Annotated in this window: 15 protein-coding genes; 4 read left to right on the forward strand and 11 right to left on the reverse strand. The window is 72.7% G+C overall.

The annotated features are described in order from the left end of the window. Positions 1 to 2 precede the first annotated feature (2 nt). Positions 3 to 674, reverse strand: a complete 672-nt coding sequence (locus AC1DQF_RS08585) for a histidine phosphatase family protein (protein WP_477524798.1) — start codon at positions 672 to 674, stop codon at positions 3 to 5. After that, positions 674 to 2,041 carry a glutamate-1-semialdehyde 2,1-aminomutase gene (gene hemL, locus AC1DQF_RS08590; protein WP_477524799.1) on the reverse strand — a complete coding sequence of 456 codons (1,368 nt, stop codon included), beginning with the start codon at positions 2,039 to 2,041 and terminating at the stop codon, positions 674 to 676. Before hemL ends, AC1DQF_RS08585 begins: the two co-directional genes overlap by 1 nt. Before the next feature lie 203 nt (positions 2,042 to 2,244). Between hemL and AC1DQF_RS08595 the strand changes: the two genes are divergently transcribed. Continuing rightward, positions 2,245 to 3,450: a lytic transglycosylase domain-containing protein gene (locus AC1DQF_RS08595; RefSeq protein ID WP_477524800.1), complete on the forward strand. Its 1,206-nt coding sequence runs from the start codon at positions 2,245 to 2,247 to the stop codon at positions 3,448 to 3,450. Positions 3,451 to 3,454: 4 nt separating this feature from the next. Here the strand turns inward: AC1DQF_RS08595 and AC1DQF_RS08600 are convergent, their stop codons facing one another. Beyond that, on the reverse strand, positions 3,455 to 4,273 hold the full coding sequence (locus AC1DQF_RS08600) for an aminoglycoside phosphotransferase family protein (RefSeq protein WP_477524801.1): 819 nt from the start codon (positions 4,271 to 4,273) through the stop codon (positions 3,455 to 3,457). 48 nt (positions 4,274 to 4,321) lie between these two features. Between AC1DQF_RS08600 and AC1DQF_RS08605 the strand changes: the two genes are divergently transcribed. Both AC1DQF_RS08605 and AC1DQF_RS08610 read left to right on the forward strand, forming a co-directional pair. After that, on the forward strand, positions 4,322 to 4,912 hold the full coding sequence (locus AC1DQF_RS08605) for a GNAT family N-acetyltransferase (RefSeq protein ID WP_477524802.1): 591 nt from the start codon (positions 4,322 to 4,324) through the stop codon (positions 4,910 to 4,912). Positions 4,913 to 4,988: 76 nt separating this feature from the next. After that, complete coding sequence (locus AC1DQF_RS08610) at positions 4,989 to 5,384, forward strand: hypothetical protein (RefSeq protein ID WP_477524803.1); 396 nt, start codon at positions 4,989 to 4,991, stop codon at positions 5,382 to 5,384. 26 nt (positions 5,385 to 5,410) lie between these two features. Here AC1DQF_RS08610 and AC1DQF_RS08615 read toward each other — a convergent pair whose 3' ends face one another. The 8 genes from AC1DQF_RS08615 to AC1DQF_RS08650 all read right to left on the reverse strand — a co-directional run bounded on the left by AC1DQF_RS08615 (position 5,411) and on the right by AC1DQF_RS08650 (position 14,023). Continuing rightward, positions 5,411 to 6,250, reverse strand: a complete 840-nt coding sequence (locus AC1DQF_RS08615) for an alpha/beta fold hydrolase (protein ID WP_477524804.1) — start codon at positions 6,248 to 6,250, stop codon at positions 5,411 to 5,413. Between the two features lie 52 nt (positions 6,251 to 6,302). Then, the gene (gene hemB, locus AC1DQF_RS08620) at positions 6,303 to 7,310 is read right to left on the reverse strand and encodes a porphobilinogen synthase (RefSeq protein ID WP_477524805.1); all 1,008 of its coding nucleotides are present in this window, start codon (positions 7,308 to 7,310) and stop codon (positions 6,303 to 6,305) included. Then, the gene (locus tag AC1DQF_RS08625) at positions 7,307 to 8,965 is read right to left on the reverse strand and encodes a bifunctional uroporphyrinogen-III C-methyltransferase/uroporphyrinogen-III synthase (protein WP_477524806.1); all 1,659 of its coding nucleotides are present in this window, start codon (positions 8,963 to 8,965) and stop codon (positions 7,307 to 7,309) included. The genes hemB and AC1DQF_RS08625 overlap by 4 nt, the downstream gene beginning before the upstream one ends. Next, a complete protein-coding gene (hemC, locus tag AC1DQF_RS08630; RefSeq protein WP_477524807.1) occupies positions 8,962 to 9,987 on the reverse strand; it encodes a hydroxymethylbilane synthase in 1,026 nt (341 codons plus the stop codon). The genes AC1DQF_RS08625 and hemC overlap by 4 nt, the downstream gene beginning before the upstream one ends. Continuing rightward, positions 9,984 to 11,285 (reverse strand): glutamyl-tRNA reductase, encoded by a 1,302-nt coding sequence (locus AC1DQF_RS08635; RefSeq protein WP_477524808.1) that lies wholly within the window; start codon positions 11,283 to 11,285, stop codon positions 9,984 to 9,986. The genes hemC and AC1DQF_RS08635 overlap by 4 nt, the downstream gene beginning before the upstream one ends. After that, positions 11,282 to 11,998, reverse strand: coding sequence for a redox-sensing transcriptional repressor Rex (locus tag AC1DQF_RS08640; RefSeq protein WP_477524809.1), 717 nt, complete (start codon positions 11,996 to 11,998; stop codon positions 11,282 to 11,284). The genes AC1DQF_RS08635 and AC1DQF_RS08640 overlap by 4 nt, the downstream gene beginning before the upstream one ends. Before the next feature lie 160 nt (positions 11,999 to 12,158). After that, complete coding sequence (locus AC1DQF_RS08645; protein WP_477524810.1) at positions 12,159 to 12,428, reverse strand: glutaredoxin family protein; 270 nt, start codon at positions 12,426 to 12,428, stop codon at positions 12,159 to 12,161. Continuing rightward, positions 12,425 to 14,023 carry a class I adenylate-forming enzyme family protein gene (locus tag AC1DQF_RS08650; protein ID WP_477524811.1) on the reverse strand — a complete coding sequence of 533 codons (1,599 nt, stop codon included), beginning with the start codon at positions 14,021 to 14,023 and terminating at the stop codon, positions 12,425 to 12,427. Before AC1DQF_RS08650 ends, AC1DQF_RS08645 begins: the two co-directional genes overlap by 4 nt. Before the next feature lie 80 nt (positions 14,024 to 14,103). Between AC1DQF_RS08650 and AC1DQF_RS08655 the strand changes: the two genes are divergently transcribed. After that, the coding region (locus AC1DQF_RS08655) for an HAD family hydrolase (protein ID WP_477524812.1) at positions 14,104 to 14,937 on the forward strand (834 nt) is incomplete at its 3' end.

A 14,937-nucleotide genomic window follows, 5' to 3' on the forward strand; every position in this document is an offset into this window, starting at 1 on the left:
GATCAGGGCCGGTCCTCCGCGGGCGCCCCACCGGCCGAGAACGGGGCCGACCGGTCGGCGACCGGGATCAGGTCCCCCGCGGGCTCGGAGTAGGACACCCGCACCAGCCGGTCGTCGTCGAAGTGCAGCGACGTGAGCGAGCACAGGGTGCACTGCCGCTTCTTGGGGTGGTGGAGGTAGGACTTGCGCTCCGCGTGCAGGCGGGTGGTCCAGATCGGCAGCTGGTGGGAGACCACGACGGCCTCGTGACCGCGCGCCGCGTCACGCGCGTCGTGGACGGCGGCCATCATCCGCGCCGCGATCTCGTCGTACGGCTCGCCCCACGACGGCGTGAGGGGGTTGTACATGTGGCGCAGCAGCGCCGGGTGCTTGACGAAGGTCATGCCGCCGTCGCGGAAGCTGATCCCCTCGAACTTGTTGGCCGACTCGATGACGCGGGGGTCGAGGACCGGCTCGAGGCCGCGCACGGCAGCCAGCGGCGCGCTGGTCTCCCGGGCCCGCTCGAGCGGCGAGGAGACCATGTGCACGATGTCGCGCTCGCCGATGGTCTCGGCGATGCGCTGGGCCATCCGGTTGCCGAGCTCGGAGAGGTGGAACCCGTCGCGACGGCCGTAGAGCACGCCCTGCGGGTTGTGCACCTCGCCGTGGCGGAGCAGGTGGACGATCGTCTCCATCAGGAGCGGTTCCCTTCGGGGTCGATGGGGGTGGCGGCGGCAGCAGCCGCACGGGCGGCGGCGGGCAGGGCGTCCAGGACGGCCTGCACGGCGCGGTCGTCGTGGGCGGTGGACACGAACCACGCCTCGTACGCCGACGGCGGCAGGTAGACACCACCGTCGAGCATGGCATGGAAGAACGCGGCGTACGCCGCGGTGTCCTGGCGGCCGGCGTCGGCGAAGTCCCGGACCTCGCCGTCGGCGAAGAAGATCGAGAACATGGTGCCGGCCGACTGCAGGCGGTGGGGCACCCCGGCGCCGACCAGCGCGTCGACGGCGGCCGACCCGATGGTCGCGGCGGTCTCGCCGAGCTGCGTGTAGACCTCGTCGGTGGCGAGCCGCAGGGTGGCGAGGCCGGCCGTGGTGGCGACGGGGTTCCCCGAGAGGGTGCCGGCCTGGTAGACGGGACCGTCGGGCGCGAGGCGGCCCATCACGTCGGCCCGGCCGCCGAAGGCCGCGGCCGGGAAGCCGCCGCCCATCACCTTGCCGAAGGTCATCAGGTCGGGGGTCCAGCCCTCGACGGCGCCGTCGAGGCCCCAGCCGCCCTGGCGGGTGGCCCGGAAGCCGGTCATCACCTCGTCGCTGACGAACAGCGCCCCGTGCCGGCGGCAGATCTGCGCCAGGAAGCCGTTGAAGCCGGGCTCGGGCGGGACGACGCCCATGTTGCCGGGGGTGGCCTCGGTGATGAGGCACGCGATCTCCTTGCCGTGCGCGGCGAAGACCTGCTCGACCGCGGCCCGGTCGTTGTAGGGCAGCACGATGGTCTCGCCCGCCGCGGAGGCCGGCACCCCGGGCGTGCCGGGGACCGCGAGGGTGGCCAGGCCGGAGCCGGCGGAGGCGAGCAGCGCGTCGACGTGGCCGTGGTAGCAGCCGGCGAACTTCACGACGAGGTCACGGCCGGTGAAGCCGCGCGCCAGCCGGAGGGCGGACATGGTGGCCTCGGTGCCGCTGGAGACGAACCGCACCGCCTCGACGGGCGTGCGCGACACGATCTCCTCGGCCAGCTCGACCTCGGGCTCGGTGGGCGTGCCGTACGACGTCCCGCGCGCGACCGCGGCGGCGACGGCCGCCTGCACCTCGGGGTGGGCGTGCCCGAGCAGCATCGGCCCCCACGAGCAGATGAGGTCGACGTACTCGTTGCCGTCGACGTCGGTGAGCCACGCGCCGGACGCCGAGCGGATGAAGCGGGGCGTGCCGCCGACCGCGTTGAACGCGCGCACCGGGGAGTTGACGCCACCGGGGGTCACGGCACGGGCCCGCTCGAAGAGCGCGCTGCTGCGGGCGGTCGGGGCTGTGGCCGGGGAGTCAGCATGCAAGGGCTGGGTCACCCCGTCATTGTCGCCCAGCACCCAAGCCGACACTCATTCGCCGGGGCCCCCCGGGAGGGGGACTCCGCGCAGGGACACCGAACATCGGGGGTGTTGCGACGTAACTCACTGTGACAACATTCGTTGGGAACACACGCGGCCGCAGCGGCCGCCACGTTCCGGCTCATCCACGGGGAGATCAGCAGATGTCAGCATTCGGCCGCATGCACAAGGCGACGGCGCTCCTGCCGCTCGCCGTGCTGTCCGCTGCCTGGACGGTCAGCATGGCCGGGGCCGGCCTCGGCACCGCGGTCGCCGGCGACGACGGGTCGGGCGCACTGCCGGACGGCACCACGGTCCCCGCCCGCGCCATCGAGGCCCCGGCCAGCGTCTCGGTCCCCGGCGTCGTCGCCCCGGGGGTCCCCCGCGGACGGTCGGCGCAGGTCGTCGACGCCGCCTCCACCAGCGGCATCCCGTCCGCGGCCCTGGCCGCCTACCAGCGCGCCGAGGCCGTCATCAACTCCGCGGACAGGTCCTGCAACCTGCCCTGGCAGCTGATCGCGGCCATCGGTCGCGTCGAGTCCGACCACGGCCGCTTCGGTGGCAACGTCCTCGGTGACGACGGAGTGGCCCAGCCCGGCATCTACGGCATCGCGCTCAACGGCCGCAACAAGACCCAGCGGATCACCGACACCGACGCCGGGCAGTACGACGCGGACACGAGGTACGACCGCGCCGTCGGCCCCATGCAGTTCATCCCGTCCACCTGGTCGGTCGTGGGTGTGGACGGCGACAACGACGGCCGCCGCAACCCCCAGGACATCGACGACGCCTCGCTGGCGACCGCGGTCTACCTGTGCTCGGGCGACGACGACCTCTCCGCCGAGCAGGGCCAGCGCGCCAGCGTCTACCGCTACAACCACTCCAACGACTACGTCGACCTGGTGCTGTCGATCATGCAGGCCTACATGGACGGCGACTTCCTCTCGGTGCCCACCCGCACCACCTCGTCGGGCGTCTTCGCCCCCGCCCCGACCCGTCCCTCGGGCTCGACGCGGGGCAACGGCCAGGGCGGGAAGGGCGGCCAGAAGGGCACCCCGGTGGTGAAGTCGGGCACGCCCGCCAGCACGCCGACCAAGCAACCCACCCAGACGCCGACCAAGCAGCCCACCCAGACGCCGACCCAGACGCCGACCCAGCAGCCGACGCAGCAGCCCACCAAGGACCCGACGAAGACGCCGTCCACCTCGCTGCCGGTGCCGGTCCCCACGCCCCTGCCGCCCCTCCCGACGACCAGCGTCCCGCCGCTGGACCAGACGCTCACCTACGTCCAGGCCGTGGCCCAGTGCACCACCCAGGGCGTGGTCGACAACCCGCTCACCGCCACGAACGAGCTCGCGAACTGCGCGAACGCCCTGCTGACGCCCTGACGAGTCAGCGGTCCAGCAACCCCAGCAGGTGGCGCGCCTGCGCCTCGGTGCTGCCCGGCGGGTTGCGCCGCCAGCCGCCGTTGCCGGGCAGCAGCATGGCGAGCCAGAAGGCCGCCCACAGCGGGCGGTAGGCCGTCATCCGGGTGCGCGCCGTCGCGTCCAGGCCGACGGCGGCGACGAGGGCCCCGGCGTCGTACACCCCGGTCAGCCGGCTCCCGAGGTGCTCGACGTGGTCCGCGAGCTCGTACGCCGCGTCGCTGAGACCGCCGTCCTCGAAGTCCACGAGCCGGCACCGCTCGCCGTCCCAGAGCACGTTGGCCGGGTTGAGGTCGGCGATGCCGAGCACCCGCACGTCGGGCCTCGGCAGGGCGTCCGGCATCGGCAGCCACGCCAGGGCACGGTCGATCCCCTCGCGGACCAGGACGGCGTCCTGACAGGCCTCCAGGTCGTAGGTGTCGCCCAGCCACTCCACCACGGTGGCCGCATGCGTGGAGATGCCGTAGGACCGCTCCTCGATCCCGGCCGCACGGATCGCCGCGAGCGGGACGTCGTACAGGCGGCGCAGCACCTCGCCCAGGGAGGCGGTCTGGGCGGAGGTCAGCGGCGCGCCGCCCAGCGGGACGCCGGGGAGCCGCTCCATGACGACCACTGGGGCGCCGTCGACGGTCTCGCGACGCAGCGGGCGCGGTGCGACACCCGGCGCGTGCTCGGCGAGCAGCCGTAGGCAGGCCCACTCGCGCTCGGCCTCGCCGCGGTCCCAGGACACGAACCGCTTGCGGACCTCGGAGTCGGTGAAGGTCAGGTCGTGGGTCTGCGTCTGCACCACCAGCACCCTAGGTGCGGGAGGCGCCGTTGCTCTACCGTGCACGGCATGGCCACCGAGTCGTCGTACAGCATCGCGCCGCTCAGCCCCGAGACCTGGCCCGCCTTCGATGCGATGGTCCAGCGGCACAACGGCATCTTCGGAGGTTGCTGGTGCATCTGGTTCCACCCCGACGGGCCCGAGCGCGGCCAGGGGGCTGAGGCCAACCGGGCGCTGAAGAAGGCCTACGTCGAGGAGGGCAAGGCGCACGCCGCTCTGGTGATGGACGGCGACGAGGCCATCGCGTGGGCCGAGTACGGCACCCCGGTCGAGCTGCCCACCCTCCACCACCGCAAGGAGTACGACGCCACCAAGACCGCGGATCCCGACTACCGGATCACGTGCGTCTTCGTCGACAAGCGTCACCGGCGACTGGGCGTGACCGAGCTGGCCATCACCGGTGCGCTCGATCTGATCGCGCAGGCCGGGGGCGGGCGGGTCGAGAGCTATCCCCACGACCTGACCGACCAGACCAAGAAGATGTCGTCGTCGTTCCTCTACAACGGCACCCGTCGCCTCTACGAGCGGCTCGGCTTCACCTACGACCGGCCGAAGGGTCTGAAGAACTGCGTCATGGTGAAGACGGTCGATCCTGCCTGAGGTCAGTCACCGAGGATCACCATCATGAGCGGACGCCCAGGGGGGTGGCGCAGCATCGTCCTGCCATTCAGCGATCATGAACCTCATGGAGGACCAGCAGGCGCCGCAGTCGGCCGAGCGTGAGGCGACGGTCATCACGCTCTGTGGCTCGACCACGTTCGAGGCCGAGTTCGCGGAGGTCAACCAGCGGCTCACGATGGAGGGTTGCGTCGTCATCAGCCTCGGAATGTTCGCCCTCCCCGAGCTGCCGGACTACGACTGGACGGCCGACGGCTCGGACCTCAAGGGGCGGCTCGGCGGCGTGCACCTCCAGAAGATTCGCATGGCCGACGAGGTGTACGTCGTGGATCCGGGTGGCTACGTGGGTGAGTCGACCCGACGGGAGATCGCCTACGCGGAGTCGCTCGGCAAGCCGGTTCGGTATCTGAGTCGCGAGCGCTCGGCTCGAAGGGGACACGGCACCGACGAGTGAGTCCGGCCGCCGCCCCAGGGGGAGACCTACGTGAGGAACTCCCGGACGGCAGCCAGGACGTCGTCACGGCGGTCGAGGAACACGTAGTGGCTGGCGCGCATCTCGATGACGCGACCGTGCGCTGTCTCCGCGACAAAGCGGTCGCGACAGGCGACCCGCCACGCCGCCTCGGCCGGATGCCACTGATCGCCCACGGCGTACACGGCCAGCGCCGGTGCGGTGATGTCGGAGTAGGGGTGTCGGAACGAGTTCAAGGCCTCGACGAACGGCGCGAAGGCCTCCTCGGGCAGCTTGTCCACCACCGACCCGTCCGCGTGGATGTCGACGGAGGTGCGCAGCATCGCCTCCAGGGCGGGACCCCAGACCTCGTCCGGGAGCAAGGAGTGGACGAAGTCGACATAGTCCTCGTAGGAGGCGAACCGGTCCGGGCTCGCTGCCTCGTCCGACCCCGCTGGTCCGGGTCTGTCGACCCAGTCGTAGGCCCCGTCGAGGTAGACGACCTTGCCGACGCGTCCGGGATGACGAGCGGCCAGGGCTGAGGCCTCACCCCCACCCATCGAGTGCCCCGCCACGTGGGCGCGCTGGATCCCCAGGGCGTCGAGGAACCGTCGCGCGTCCTCGGCGGCGTCGGCCAGCGCGTGGCCGCTGTGGGCCTGGTCGCTCAGCCCGTGCCCGCGCCGAGTGAGCGCGACCACCCGGAACCGGTCGCTCAAGTGCGGGGCCAGCTCCGCATACACGTGGCCGGTGCAGCCCAGTCCTGCCAGCAGCAGCAAGGCATCTCCGTCGCCGCCCCAGTCCAGGTAGTGGAAGCGGACGCCGTCGAGGGTGACGAACTGGTCAGGGGGTATGTCGATGGGAGTCGGCACCCGGTGACCGTAGCGCGTCGATCCAGGTCGCAGCCCCGCCGGCCGGCGACGGTCAGTGACGCAGCAGCCGCGCGGCCTCGGCCGCCCAGTAGGTGAGGATGACGTCGGCACCGGCGCGCCGGATCGAGGTGAGCGTCTCGAGGATCGCCGCCTCCCGGTCGATCCAGCCGTGGGCGGCGGCCGCCTCGACCATGGAGTACTCCCCCGAGATGTTGTAGGCCGCGACCGGCACGTCGACGGCGTCGCGGACACGTCGGATGACGTCGAGGTAGGCCAGGGCAGGCTTGACCATCACGATGTCGGCACCCTCGGCCACGTCGAGGAGGGCCTCCCGGACGCCCTCGAGGGCGTTGGGTGAGTCCTGCTGGTAGGTGCGCCGGTCGCCCTCGAGCGAGGAGTCGACGGCTTCGCGGAAGGGGCCGTAGAAGGCCGACGCGTACTTGGCGGAGTAGGCCAGGATCGAGACGCCCTGGTGCTCGGCGGCGTCCAGCGCCTCGCGGATCACCCGCACCTGGCCGTCCATCATCCCGCTCGGGCCGACCATGTCGACGCCGGCCTCGGCCTGGGCGCGCGCCATGTCGGCGTACGCCGCGAGGGTCTTGTCGTTGTCGACCTCACCGTCGGTGGTCAGCAGGCCGCAGTGTCCGTGGTCGGTGAACTCGTCGAGGCACAGGTCGCTCATGACCGTGAGCCCCTCGCCCACCTCGGCGACGACGTCGTTGATCGCGAGGTTGAGGATGCCGGCGGGGTCGATCGCTCCCGACCCGGTCGCGTCCTTCTCGGCCGGGATGCCGAAGAGCATCACCCCGCCGAGCCCGAGCTCGGCGGCCTCGACGGCGGCCCGGCGCAGGGAGTCGCGGGTGTGCTGGACGACGCCCGGCATCGAGCCGATGGCCTGCGGCTCGTCGATCCCCTCGCGCACGAACATCGGCAGCACGAGCTGCCGCGGCTCGACGGAGGTCTCGGCGACCATCCGGCGCAGCGCGGGGGTGCGGCGCAGACGTCGTGGCCGGACGACCGGTCCGACGACGTCGGGCTGCTCCCCCGCGCCGGTGGTCACTTGGCCTGGGCCTTGCGACGCGCGGCGGGCTTGCGCTCGCTCGGGCGGGTGACGGGGTCACCGGCCTCGAGCATCGCGAGCCGGCGGGCCGAGCCGAAGTCGGCCAGCGCGTCGACGAGCACCTCGACGTCGGGTCGCGGCGACAGCACGTCGACCCGCAGGCCGTGCTCCTCGGCCGTCTTGGCCGTGGCGGGGCCGATGACCGCGATGATCGTCGACGGGTGCGGCTTGCCGGCGATGCCGACGAGGTTGCGCACCGTCGAGGACGAGGTGAAGACGACCGCGTCGAACTTGCCGGTCTTGATCGCGTCACGTGTCGGCGCCGGCGGCGGGGTGGCCCGCACGGTCCGGTAGGCCGTCACGTCGTCGCACTCCCAGCCCAGGTCGACGAGGCCGGCGACGAGGTTTTCGGTGGCGATGTCGGCGCGGGGCAGGAAGACCCGGTTGATGGGGTCCAGCACCTCGTCGTACGGCGGCCAGTCCTCGAGCAGGCCGGCCGCGGACTGCTCGCCCGACGGCACCAGGTCGGCGCGCAGGCCCCAGGCGGCGATGGCCTGGGCGGTCTTGTCGCCGACCGCGGCGATCTTGAGGCCCGAGAAGGCGCGGGCGTCGAGGCCGTACTCCTCGAACTTCTCCCGGACGGCCTTGACCGCGTTGACCGAGGTGAAGGCGATCCACTCGTAGCGGCCCTCGACGAGACCGCGGACGGCCTTGTCCATCTGGAGCGGGTTGCGGGGCGGCTCCACCGAGATGGTGGGCACCTCCTCGGGCACGGCGCCGTACTCACGCACGCGACGCGAGAGCGACCCGGCCTGCTCCTTGGTGCGCGGGACGAGCACGCGCCAGCCGAAGAGCGGCTTGGTCTCGAACCACGACAGGGTGTCGCGCAGGTCGACGACGTCGCCGATGACGATGATCGCCGGCGGGGCGACCCGGGCGGCCCGGACGTCGGCCGCCACGTCACCCAGGGTCGAGATGAGCGTGGCCTGCTCGGTGGTGGTGCCGACGCGGGTCACCGCGACCGGGGTCGTGGCCGAGCGGCCGGCCTCGAGGAGGGCGGCCGAGGTCTCGCCGATGGAGCCGACGCCGGACAGCAGCACCAGGGTGCGGTCGTCGGCGTACTGGCTCCAGTCGACCCTGTCGCCACAGGTGACGACGGCCATCTCCTTGTGGTTCTTGGTGGTCAGCGGGATGCCGGCGTAGGCGGGCACCGCGGAGACCGAGGAGACGCCGGGCACGATCTCGAAGCCGACACCGGCCTTGACGCAGGCCTGTGCCTCCTCGGGACCCGACGCGTAGAGGAACGGGTCACCGGTCATGAGGCGTACGACGCGCTGCTTCTTGCCGTGCTTGACCACGACCTTGGCGCGGGCGGCGTGCGTCAGCGGCTGGCCGTCCTCGCCGAAGCCGCCGTCGACGAGGAGCGGACCGGCCGGCTCCTCACCCTCGACGGGCTCCGGCAGGCCGAGCAGGGTGCGGACCATCCCCACGTGCTCGGGTGACTCGGTCACCACCACGTCGGCGTCGCGGAGGAGCTCCACCGCGCGCACGGTCAACAGGCCGGGGTCGCCGGGACCACTGCCGACGAAGGACACCCATCCACGGGGCGCGGCGCCCGACGTGCTGGACGGGGACTGGCTCTGGCTACGAGTCATGCCTGCTGCTTCCTCACTGGTGCTTCCATCATCAAATCAGGGGCGATCACATCGGGGGGAGTCGAATCGGGGGGAATCGGATCTGCGGCCATCAGGTCTGCGGCGCCGTCGGCGAGCATCTCGCTCGCGAGGCGGTGGCCGACCCCGGCGGCGTCGGTGACCGGGCCGGTGGCGCTCCTCCGGACCGAGAGGCCACCGTCGTGGGAGAGCGCGACCGCGCGCACCCACAGCTCGTCGCCGTCCTCCCCCTCCACGACCTCGGCGAGGGCGCCGAGGGGTGCGGAGCAGCCGGCCTCGAGCGTGGCCAGCACGGCCCGCTCGGCGGTGACCGCCGCGCGGGTGGCGGGGTCCTCGAGCGCGGCGAGGCCGGTCACGAGGTCGGTGTCGTCGGTCCGGCACTCGATCGCGAGCGCTCCCTGCCCGGGGGCGGGAAGCATCTGCAGCGGGTCGAGCACCTCGGTGGCGTCGTCCAGCCGGCCGAGGCGGGCGAGCCCGGCGCGGGCCAGCAGGACGGCGTCGTACTCGCCGCTGGCGACCTTGCCGATGCGGGTGTCCACGTTGCCGCGGACGCCCGAGACGTCCAGGCCCAGGCCCAGGGCCTCCAGCTGTGCGGCGCGGCGCGGCGAGCCCGTCCCGACGCGGCTGCCGTGCGGGAGCTCGCCGAGGGTCAGTCCGTCGCGGGCGACCACCACGTCGCGCGGGTCCTCTCGGGTGGGTACGGCAGCCAGCGCGATGCCGTCGGCGGGGGCGGTGGGCAGGTCCTTGAGCGAGTGCACCGCCACGTCGACCTCGCCGCGCAGGAGCGCGTCACGCAGGGCGCTCACGAACACCCCGGTGCCCCCGAGGGCCGCCAGGGGGGCGGTGTTGACGTCGCCCTCGGTCGTGATGGTCACGAGCTCCACTTCACGCCCCAGCCGCTGACGAATCAAATCGGCGACGAGTCCCGACTGGGTGGTGGCCAGCGCGGACGCCCGGGTGCCCAGGCGCAGGGTGGTCGAGGGAGCGGTCACGGTGCCGGTCATGGGGTCCCCTCCCGGGAGATGGGCTCGGCGCGGGTGACCGCGTCGACGGCCTCGGGGTCCAGGGCGAAGAGCTCGGCCAGGGCTGCGGCGTAGGACACCGCACCGTCCTCGTTGGCGAGCTCCTTGACCCGGACGGTCGGCTCGTGGAGCAGCTTGTCGGCGACGCGACGCACGGTGTGCAGGACCTCGGCGCGGGTGGCCTCGTCGAGGCCGGGGAGCCGGGCGGACAGGCGCTCCATCTCGCTGTCGACGACGGAGGTGGCCATCGAGCGGAGCGCGACCACGGTGGGGGTCACGCTGGCCTTGCGCCGTGCGGCGAGGAACGCGGCGATCTCCTGGGCGACGATGGTGCGCACGTCATCGACGCCGCGGGCGGAGTCGGAGCCCTTGAGCTCCTCGGCCAGCTCGGCCAGCCCCAGCACGGTCACCCCGGGGAGCTCGGCGGCGGCGGGGTCCACGTCGTGGGGCAGGGCCAGGTCGATGACGGCCAGCGGGGCCGAGGTGTGCGCGCGGGCCGCCTCGACCGCCTCGCGGCTGATCAGGACGCCGGTCGCGCCGGTGCAGGAGATGAGCACGTCGGCACGGCCGATCTCCACGTCGAGGTCGACCAGCGACACCGGGCGGGCGTCGTACTCGGTGGCGAGGCGGTGGGCGCGGTCGGGCGTGCGGTTGACGACGGCCAGGTCGCTGGCGCCCATCCGGTGGACGGTCGCGGCCGCCAGGGAGGCCATCGAGCCGGCGCCCACGACGACGACGCGACGCCCGGTCACCTGGCCGGGGATCCGGTCGAGCGCGGCGGTCACCAGGGAGGGCGCGGCGCGGTCGATGTCGGTCTCGGCGCGGGAGCGCTTGCCGACGCGCAGCGCCTGCTGGAAGAGCACGTTGAGCGCGGGACCGACGGTGCCGAGCTCCTGGCCCACCCGCAGCGCGTCGCGGGTCTGGCCGAGGATCTGGCCCTCGCCGACGACCATGGAGTCGAGTCCGGCGGCGACGTTGAAGAGGTGGGAGACGGCACCGTCGTCGTAGTGGACGTAGAGGTGCGGCACGAGTGCCTCGGGCGCCTCGCCGGCCCGGTCGACGAGCAGCCTCGAGACCTCCTCGATGCTGCCGTGGAAGCGGTCGACGTCGGCGTAGATCTCGAGCCGGTTGCACGTGGAGATGACGGTCGCCTCGGTGACGTGCTCGCTCGAGGCGACGTCGCTGATCAGCTTGGTCACCCCGTTCGCGTCGAGCGCGAGGCGCTCCAGCAGCGGCACGGGGGCGGAGCGGTGGGACACGCCCACGACCAGGACGCTCATGCGATCTCCTCCGTCTCGTGGAGCCGGTCATCGAGCCCGTCGAGGTCGTCGGCCACGGTCGCTCCGGCCTTGCGCTGCACGTGGTAGGCGAGGATCTGGAGCTCGATCGACAGGTCGACCTTGCGCACGTCGACGCCGTCCGGCACCGACAGCACGGTCGGTGCGAAGTTCAGGATGCTGGTGACGCCGGCGGCGACCATCCGGTCCGCGACGTCCTGCGCGGCGATGGCCGGCGTGGCGATGACGCCGATGGCGACGCCCTGGTCCTCGACGATCTCCTCGAGGTCGTCGAACGGGCGCACGTCGATGCCGGCGACGAGCTCGTCGTGGCGGTCGGGGTCGGCGTCGAGCAGCGCCACGACCCGGAAGCCGCGGCTGCGGAAGCCGGAGTAGTTGGCCAGGGCGTGGCCCAGATTTCCGATGCCGACGATGACGACCGGCCAGTCGTGCGTCACGCCGATCTCGCGGGCTATCTGGTAGCGCAGGTACTCCACGTCGTAGCCGACGCCGCGGGTGCCGTAGCTGCCGAGGTGGGAGAGGTCCTTGCGCAGCTTGGCGGAGTTGACGCCCGTCGCCGCGGCGAGCTCCTCGCTGGAGCACGTCGCCGTGCCCGCCTCGGCCAGACCGATGAGGGCCCGGAGGTAGACGGGCAGCCGCGCGACGGTGGCCTCGGGGATGTCCCGGGCGCTGTCGGTGGAAGTCCGTGCCGTCACTGCTCTTCTCTCCAGCCGGCTCGATCCCGGGTACTGGCAGACCCGGTCAAGGTCGAGCGGCGTGGTCACTGTAGGAGTTTGTGAACCGGAGAACAAACTCGGCGGAGACCGCGGCTAGCACATGTGAGTATCCCCACCTCGACCGGGGTGTGTCGAGGTGTCAGCCGCGGCGCAGCGCGGCCCGGAGACGGTCGGGGTCGACCCTCCAGAAGTCGTGCTGGCGCCCGTCGACCAGGGTCACCGGGATCTCCTCGGCATAGCGGGCCAGCAGCGCCGGCTCGTCGTCGACGTCCACCTCGACGTAGGACTCCCCCAGCTCGGCGCAGACGGCCTCGATGACGGCGCGGGCGTCGTCGCACAGGTGACAGCCCGGGCGGCCGTAGAGGGTGACCCGCGGGGCGAGCGGTGGTAGCGATCCGGGCTCGGTCACTCCAGGAGCCCCAGGGCGCGACGGCGCTCCAGGCCGCGCAGGCGGCCCTTCTGCACCTTGCCGGTGACGGTCAGGGGGAGCTCGTCGACGACCTGGATGCGCGAGGGCTGCTTGAAGCGGGCCAGCCGTACGGCGGCGTGCTCGGCCACGGCGGCCCCGGTGGCTTCCGGGTCGGCACCAGGCGCCACGACGTAGGCGACCACGGCCTCGCCGGTCTGCTCGTCCTCGACCCCGATGACGGCGGCGTCCCGGACGCCCGGCACCTCGCGCAGCACCTCCTCGACCTCGGTCGGGTAGACGTTGAAGCCGCTGACGATCACCAGCTCCTTGACCCGGTCGACGAGGAACAGGTCGCCCGTCGGGTCGAGGAAGCCCACGTCGCCGGTGGCCCACCAGCCGTCGGCGTCGACGCCGCCGGCGCCGTCGGGCCAGTAGCCGCTGAAGAGGTTGGCGCCGCGCAGCTGGATCTCGCCGGGGTCCTCCCCGCCGAGCACCCGGCCCGTCTCGTCGACGACCCGGATCTCGATGCYGGGCAGGGCCGCGCCGACCGAGCCGGACTGGTGCGACCGGCTGCACAGGGTGCTGGTGACCACGGGCGCGGCCTYGGTCAGGCCGTAGCCCTGGTGGACGGGGATGCCCGTGGCGCCGGTGAAGGCGTCGACCACCTCGGGGGCCAGCGGCGCCGAGCCGGACAGCACCAGCCGCACCGACCCGAGGTGCTCGGTGAGGTCGGTGAGCCGCAACCAGTGCGCGAAGACGGGCGGCGCGACCGGCAGCACGCTGCACGCCTCGTCCTCGATCAGGTCGAGCACCGCGACGGGGTCCCACCTCTCGACGAGCACCAGCTTGGCGCGCTCGCGCAGCACGACGCCCAGCACCGCGTTGAGGCCGTAGACGTGGAAGAGCGGGAGCACGCCCAGCACGACGTCTTCGCCGTTGATCATCGCCGGCTCGACCCCGGCGACCTGCTCGATGTTCGCGATGAAGGCCCGGTGGGTGAGCATCGCGGCGCGCGGGCGGCCCGACGTACCGCTCGTGTAGAGCAGGGCGGCGAGCTTGTCGGGGTCCTGGAGGGGCGGGACCGGCCGCGCCTCGCCGGAGACGAGGTCGTCGTAGCCGATCTCCCCGGGGCCGCGCTCCTCCCCCACGGCGACGACCCGCGGGTGCACGGCGCGCGAGACCAGGTCGGGGTCGAGGAGGGCGGGGTCGCCGTCGAGCGCCGCCTGGACCGTCGCCACGGCGGCACGTACGGCGGGCAGCGCCTCGACGTCCGCGATCACCAGCCGCGAGCCGGAGTCGGCGATCATCCGCGCCAGCTCGTCGGCGGTGGAGCGGGGGTTGACCGGGACGGAGACGACCTGGGCCCGGAGCACCCCGAGGTGGCTGGTGACGAACTCCAGGCGGTTGCCCACCGCGATCATCACCCGGTGCCCGGCCAGGATGCCGAGACGACCCAGTCCGCTGGCGCAGCGGGACACGTCCGTCTCCAGCTGGCCCCAGGTCACCGCACGCCCACCGGACTCGACCACGGCGAGCCGGTCGGGAGAGTCCTCGGCGGCCTCGGCGACCAGGTCCGCAAGGTCCGTCAACGACATGGATCGATCCTTCCACATCCCGCGGGACACCCGGCTCGTTCGGCCCGACCGCCGCCCTCGTCGGGACTACCCTGAGCGACGTGACGTCCGACCGCCCCCGCCGCCTCAACCTGCAGCAGCGCTCGACCATGGCGGGCGAGGCCGCGGCCGCGGCGGCCGAGGTGGAGACGGCCCTCGACACCCCCGTGGACCCGGTGGCCGCGGCGTTCTTCGACGTGGACAACACGATCATGCAGGGCGCCAGCATCTTCCACCTCGCCCGCGGCCTGCACCGCCGCGAGTTCTTCACGACCCGCGAGATCGTCGGCGCCGCCTGGAAGCAGGCGTACTTCCGCCTCGTGGGCGTCGAGGACCCCGAGCACGTGGCCGACGCACGCAGCTCCGCCCTCGGCTTCATCGCCGGCCACACCGTGACCGAGCTCGAGTCGCTGGTCGAGGACATCTTCGACGAGGGCATGGCACACCGGATCTGGCCGGGCACCCGGGCCCTGGCCCAGATGCACCTCGATCAGGGGCAGCGGGTGTGGCTGGTCACCGCCGCACCGATCGAGATCGCCCGGATCATCGCCCGCCGACTCGGCCTCACCGGGGCCATGGGAACGATCGCCGAGCACGAGGACGGCGTCTACACCGGACGACTGGTCGGCGACATGCTTCACGGCCCGGCGAAGGCCGAGGCGATCAAGGCGCTCGCGGCCCGCGAGGGACTGGACCTGAGCCGCTGCTCGGCGTACTCCGACTCGGCCAACGACCTGCCGATGCTCTCGCTGGTGGGCGACGCCTGCGCCATCAACCCCGACGCCCGGCTGCGCGCCCACGCCCGGCAGCAGGGGTGGCGGGTCCGCGACTACCGCACCGGTCGCAAGGCTGCGCGGGCCGGGCTCGTCGTCGCCGCCACCGCGGGCGCGGTGAGC

Source organism: Nocardioides sp. P4_G4, assembly GCF_056401085.1.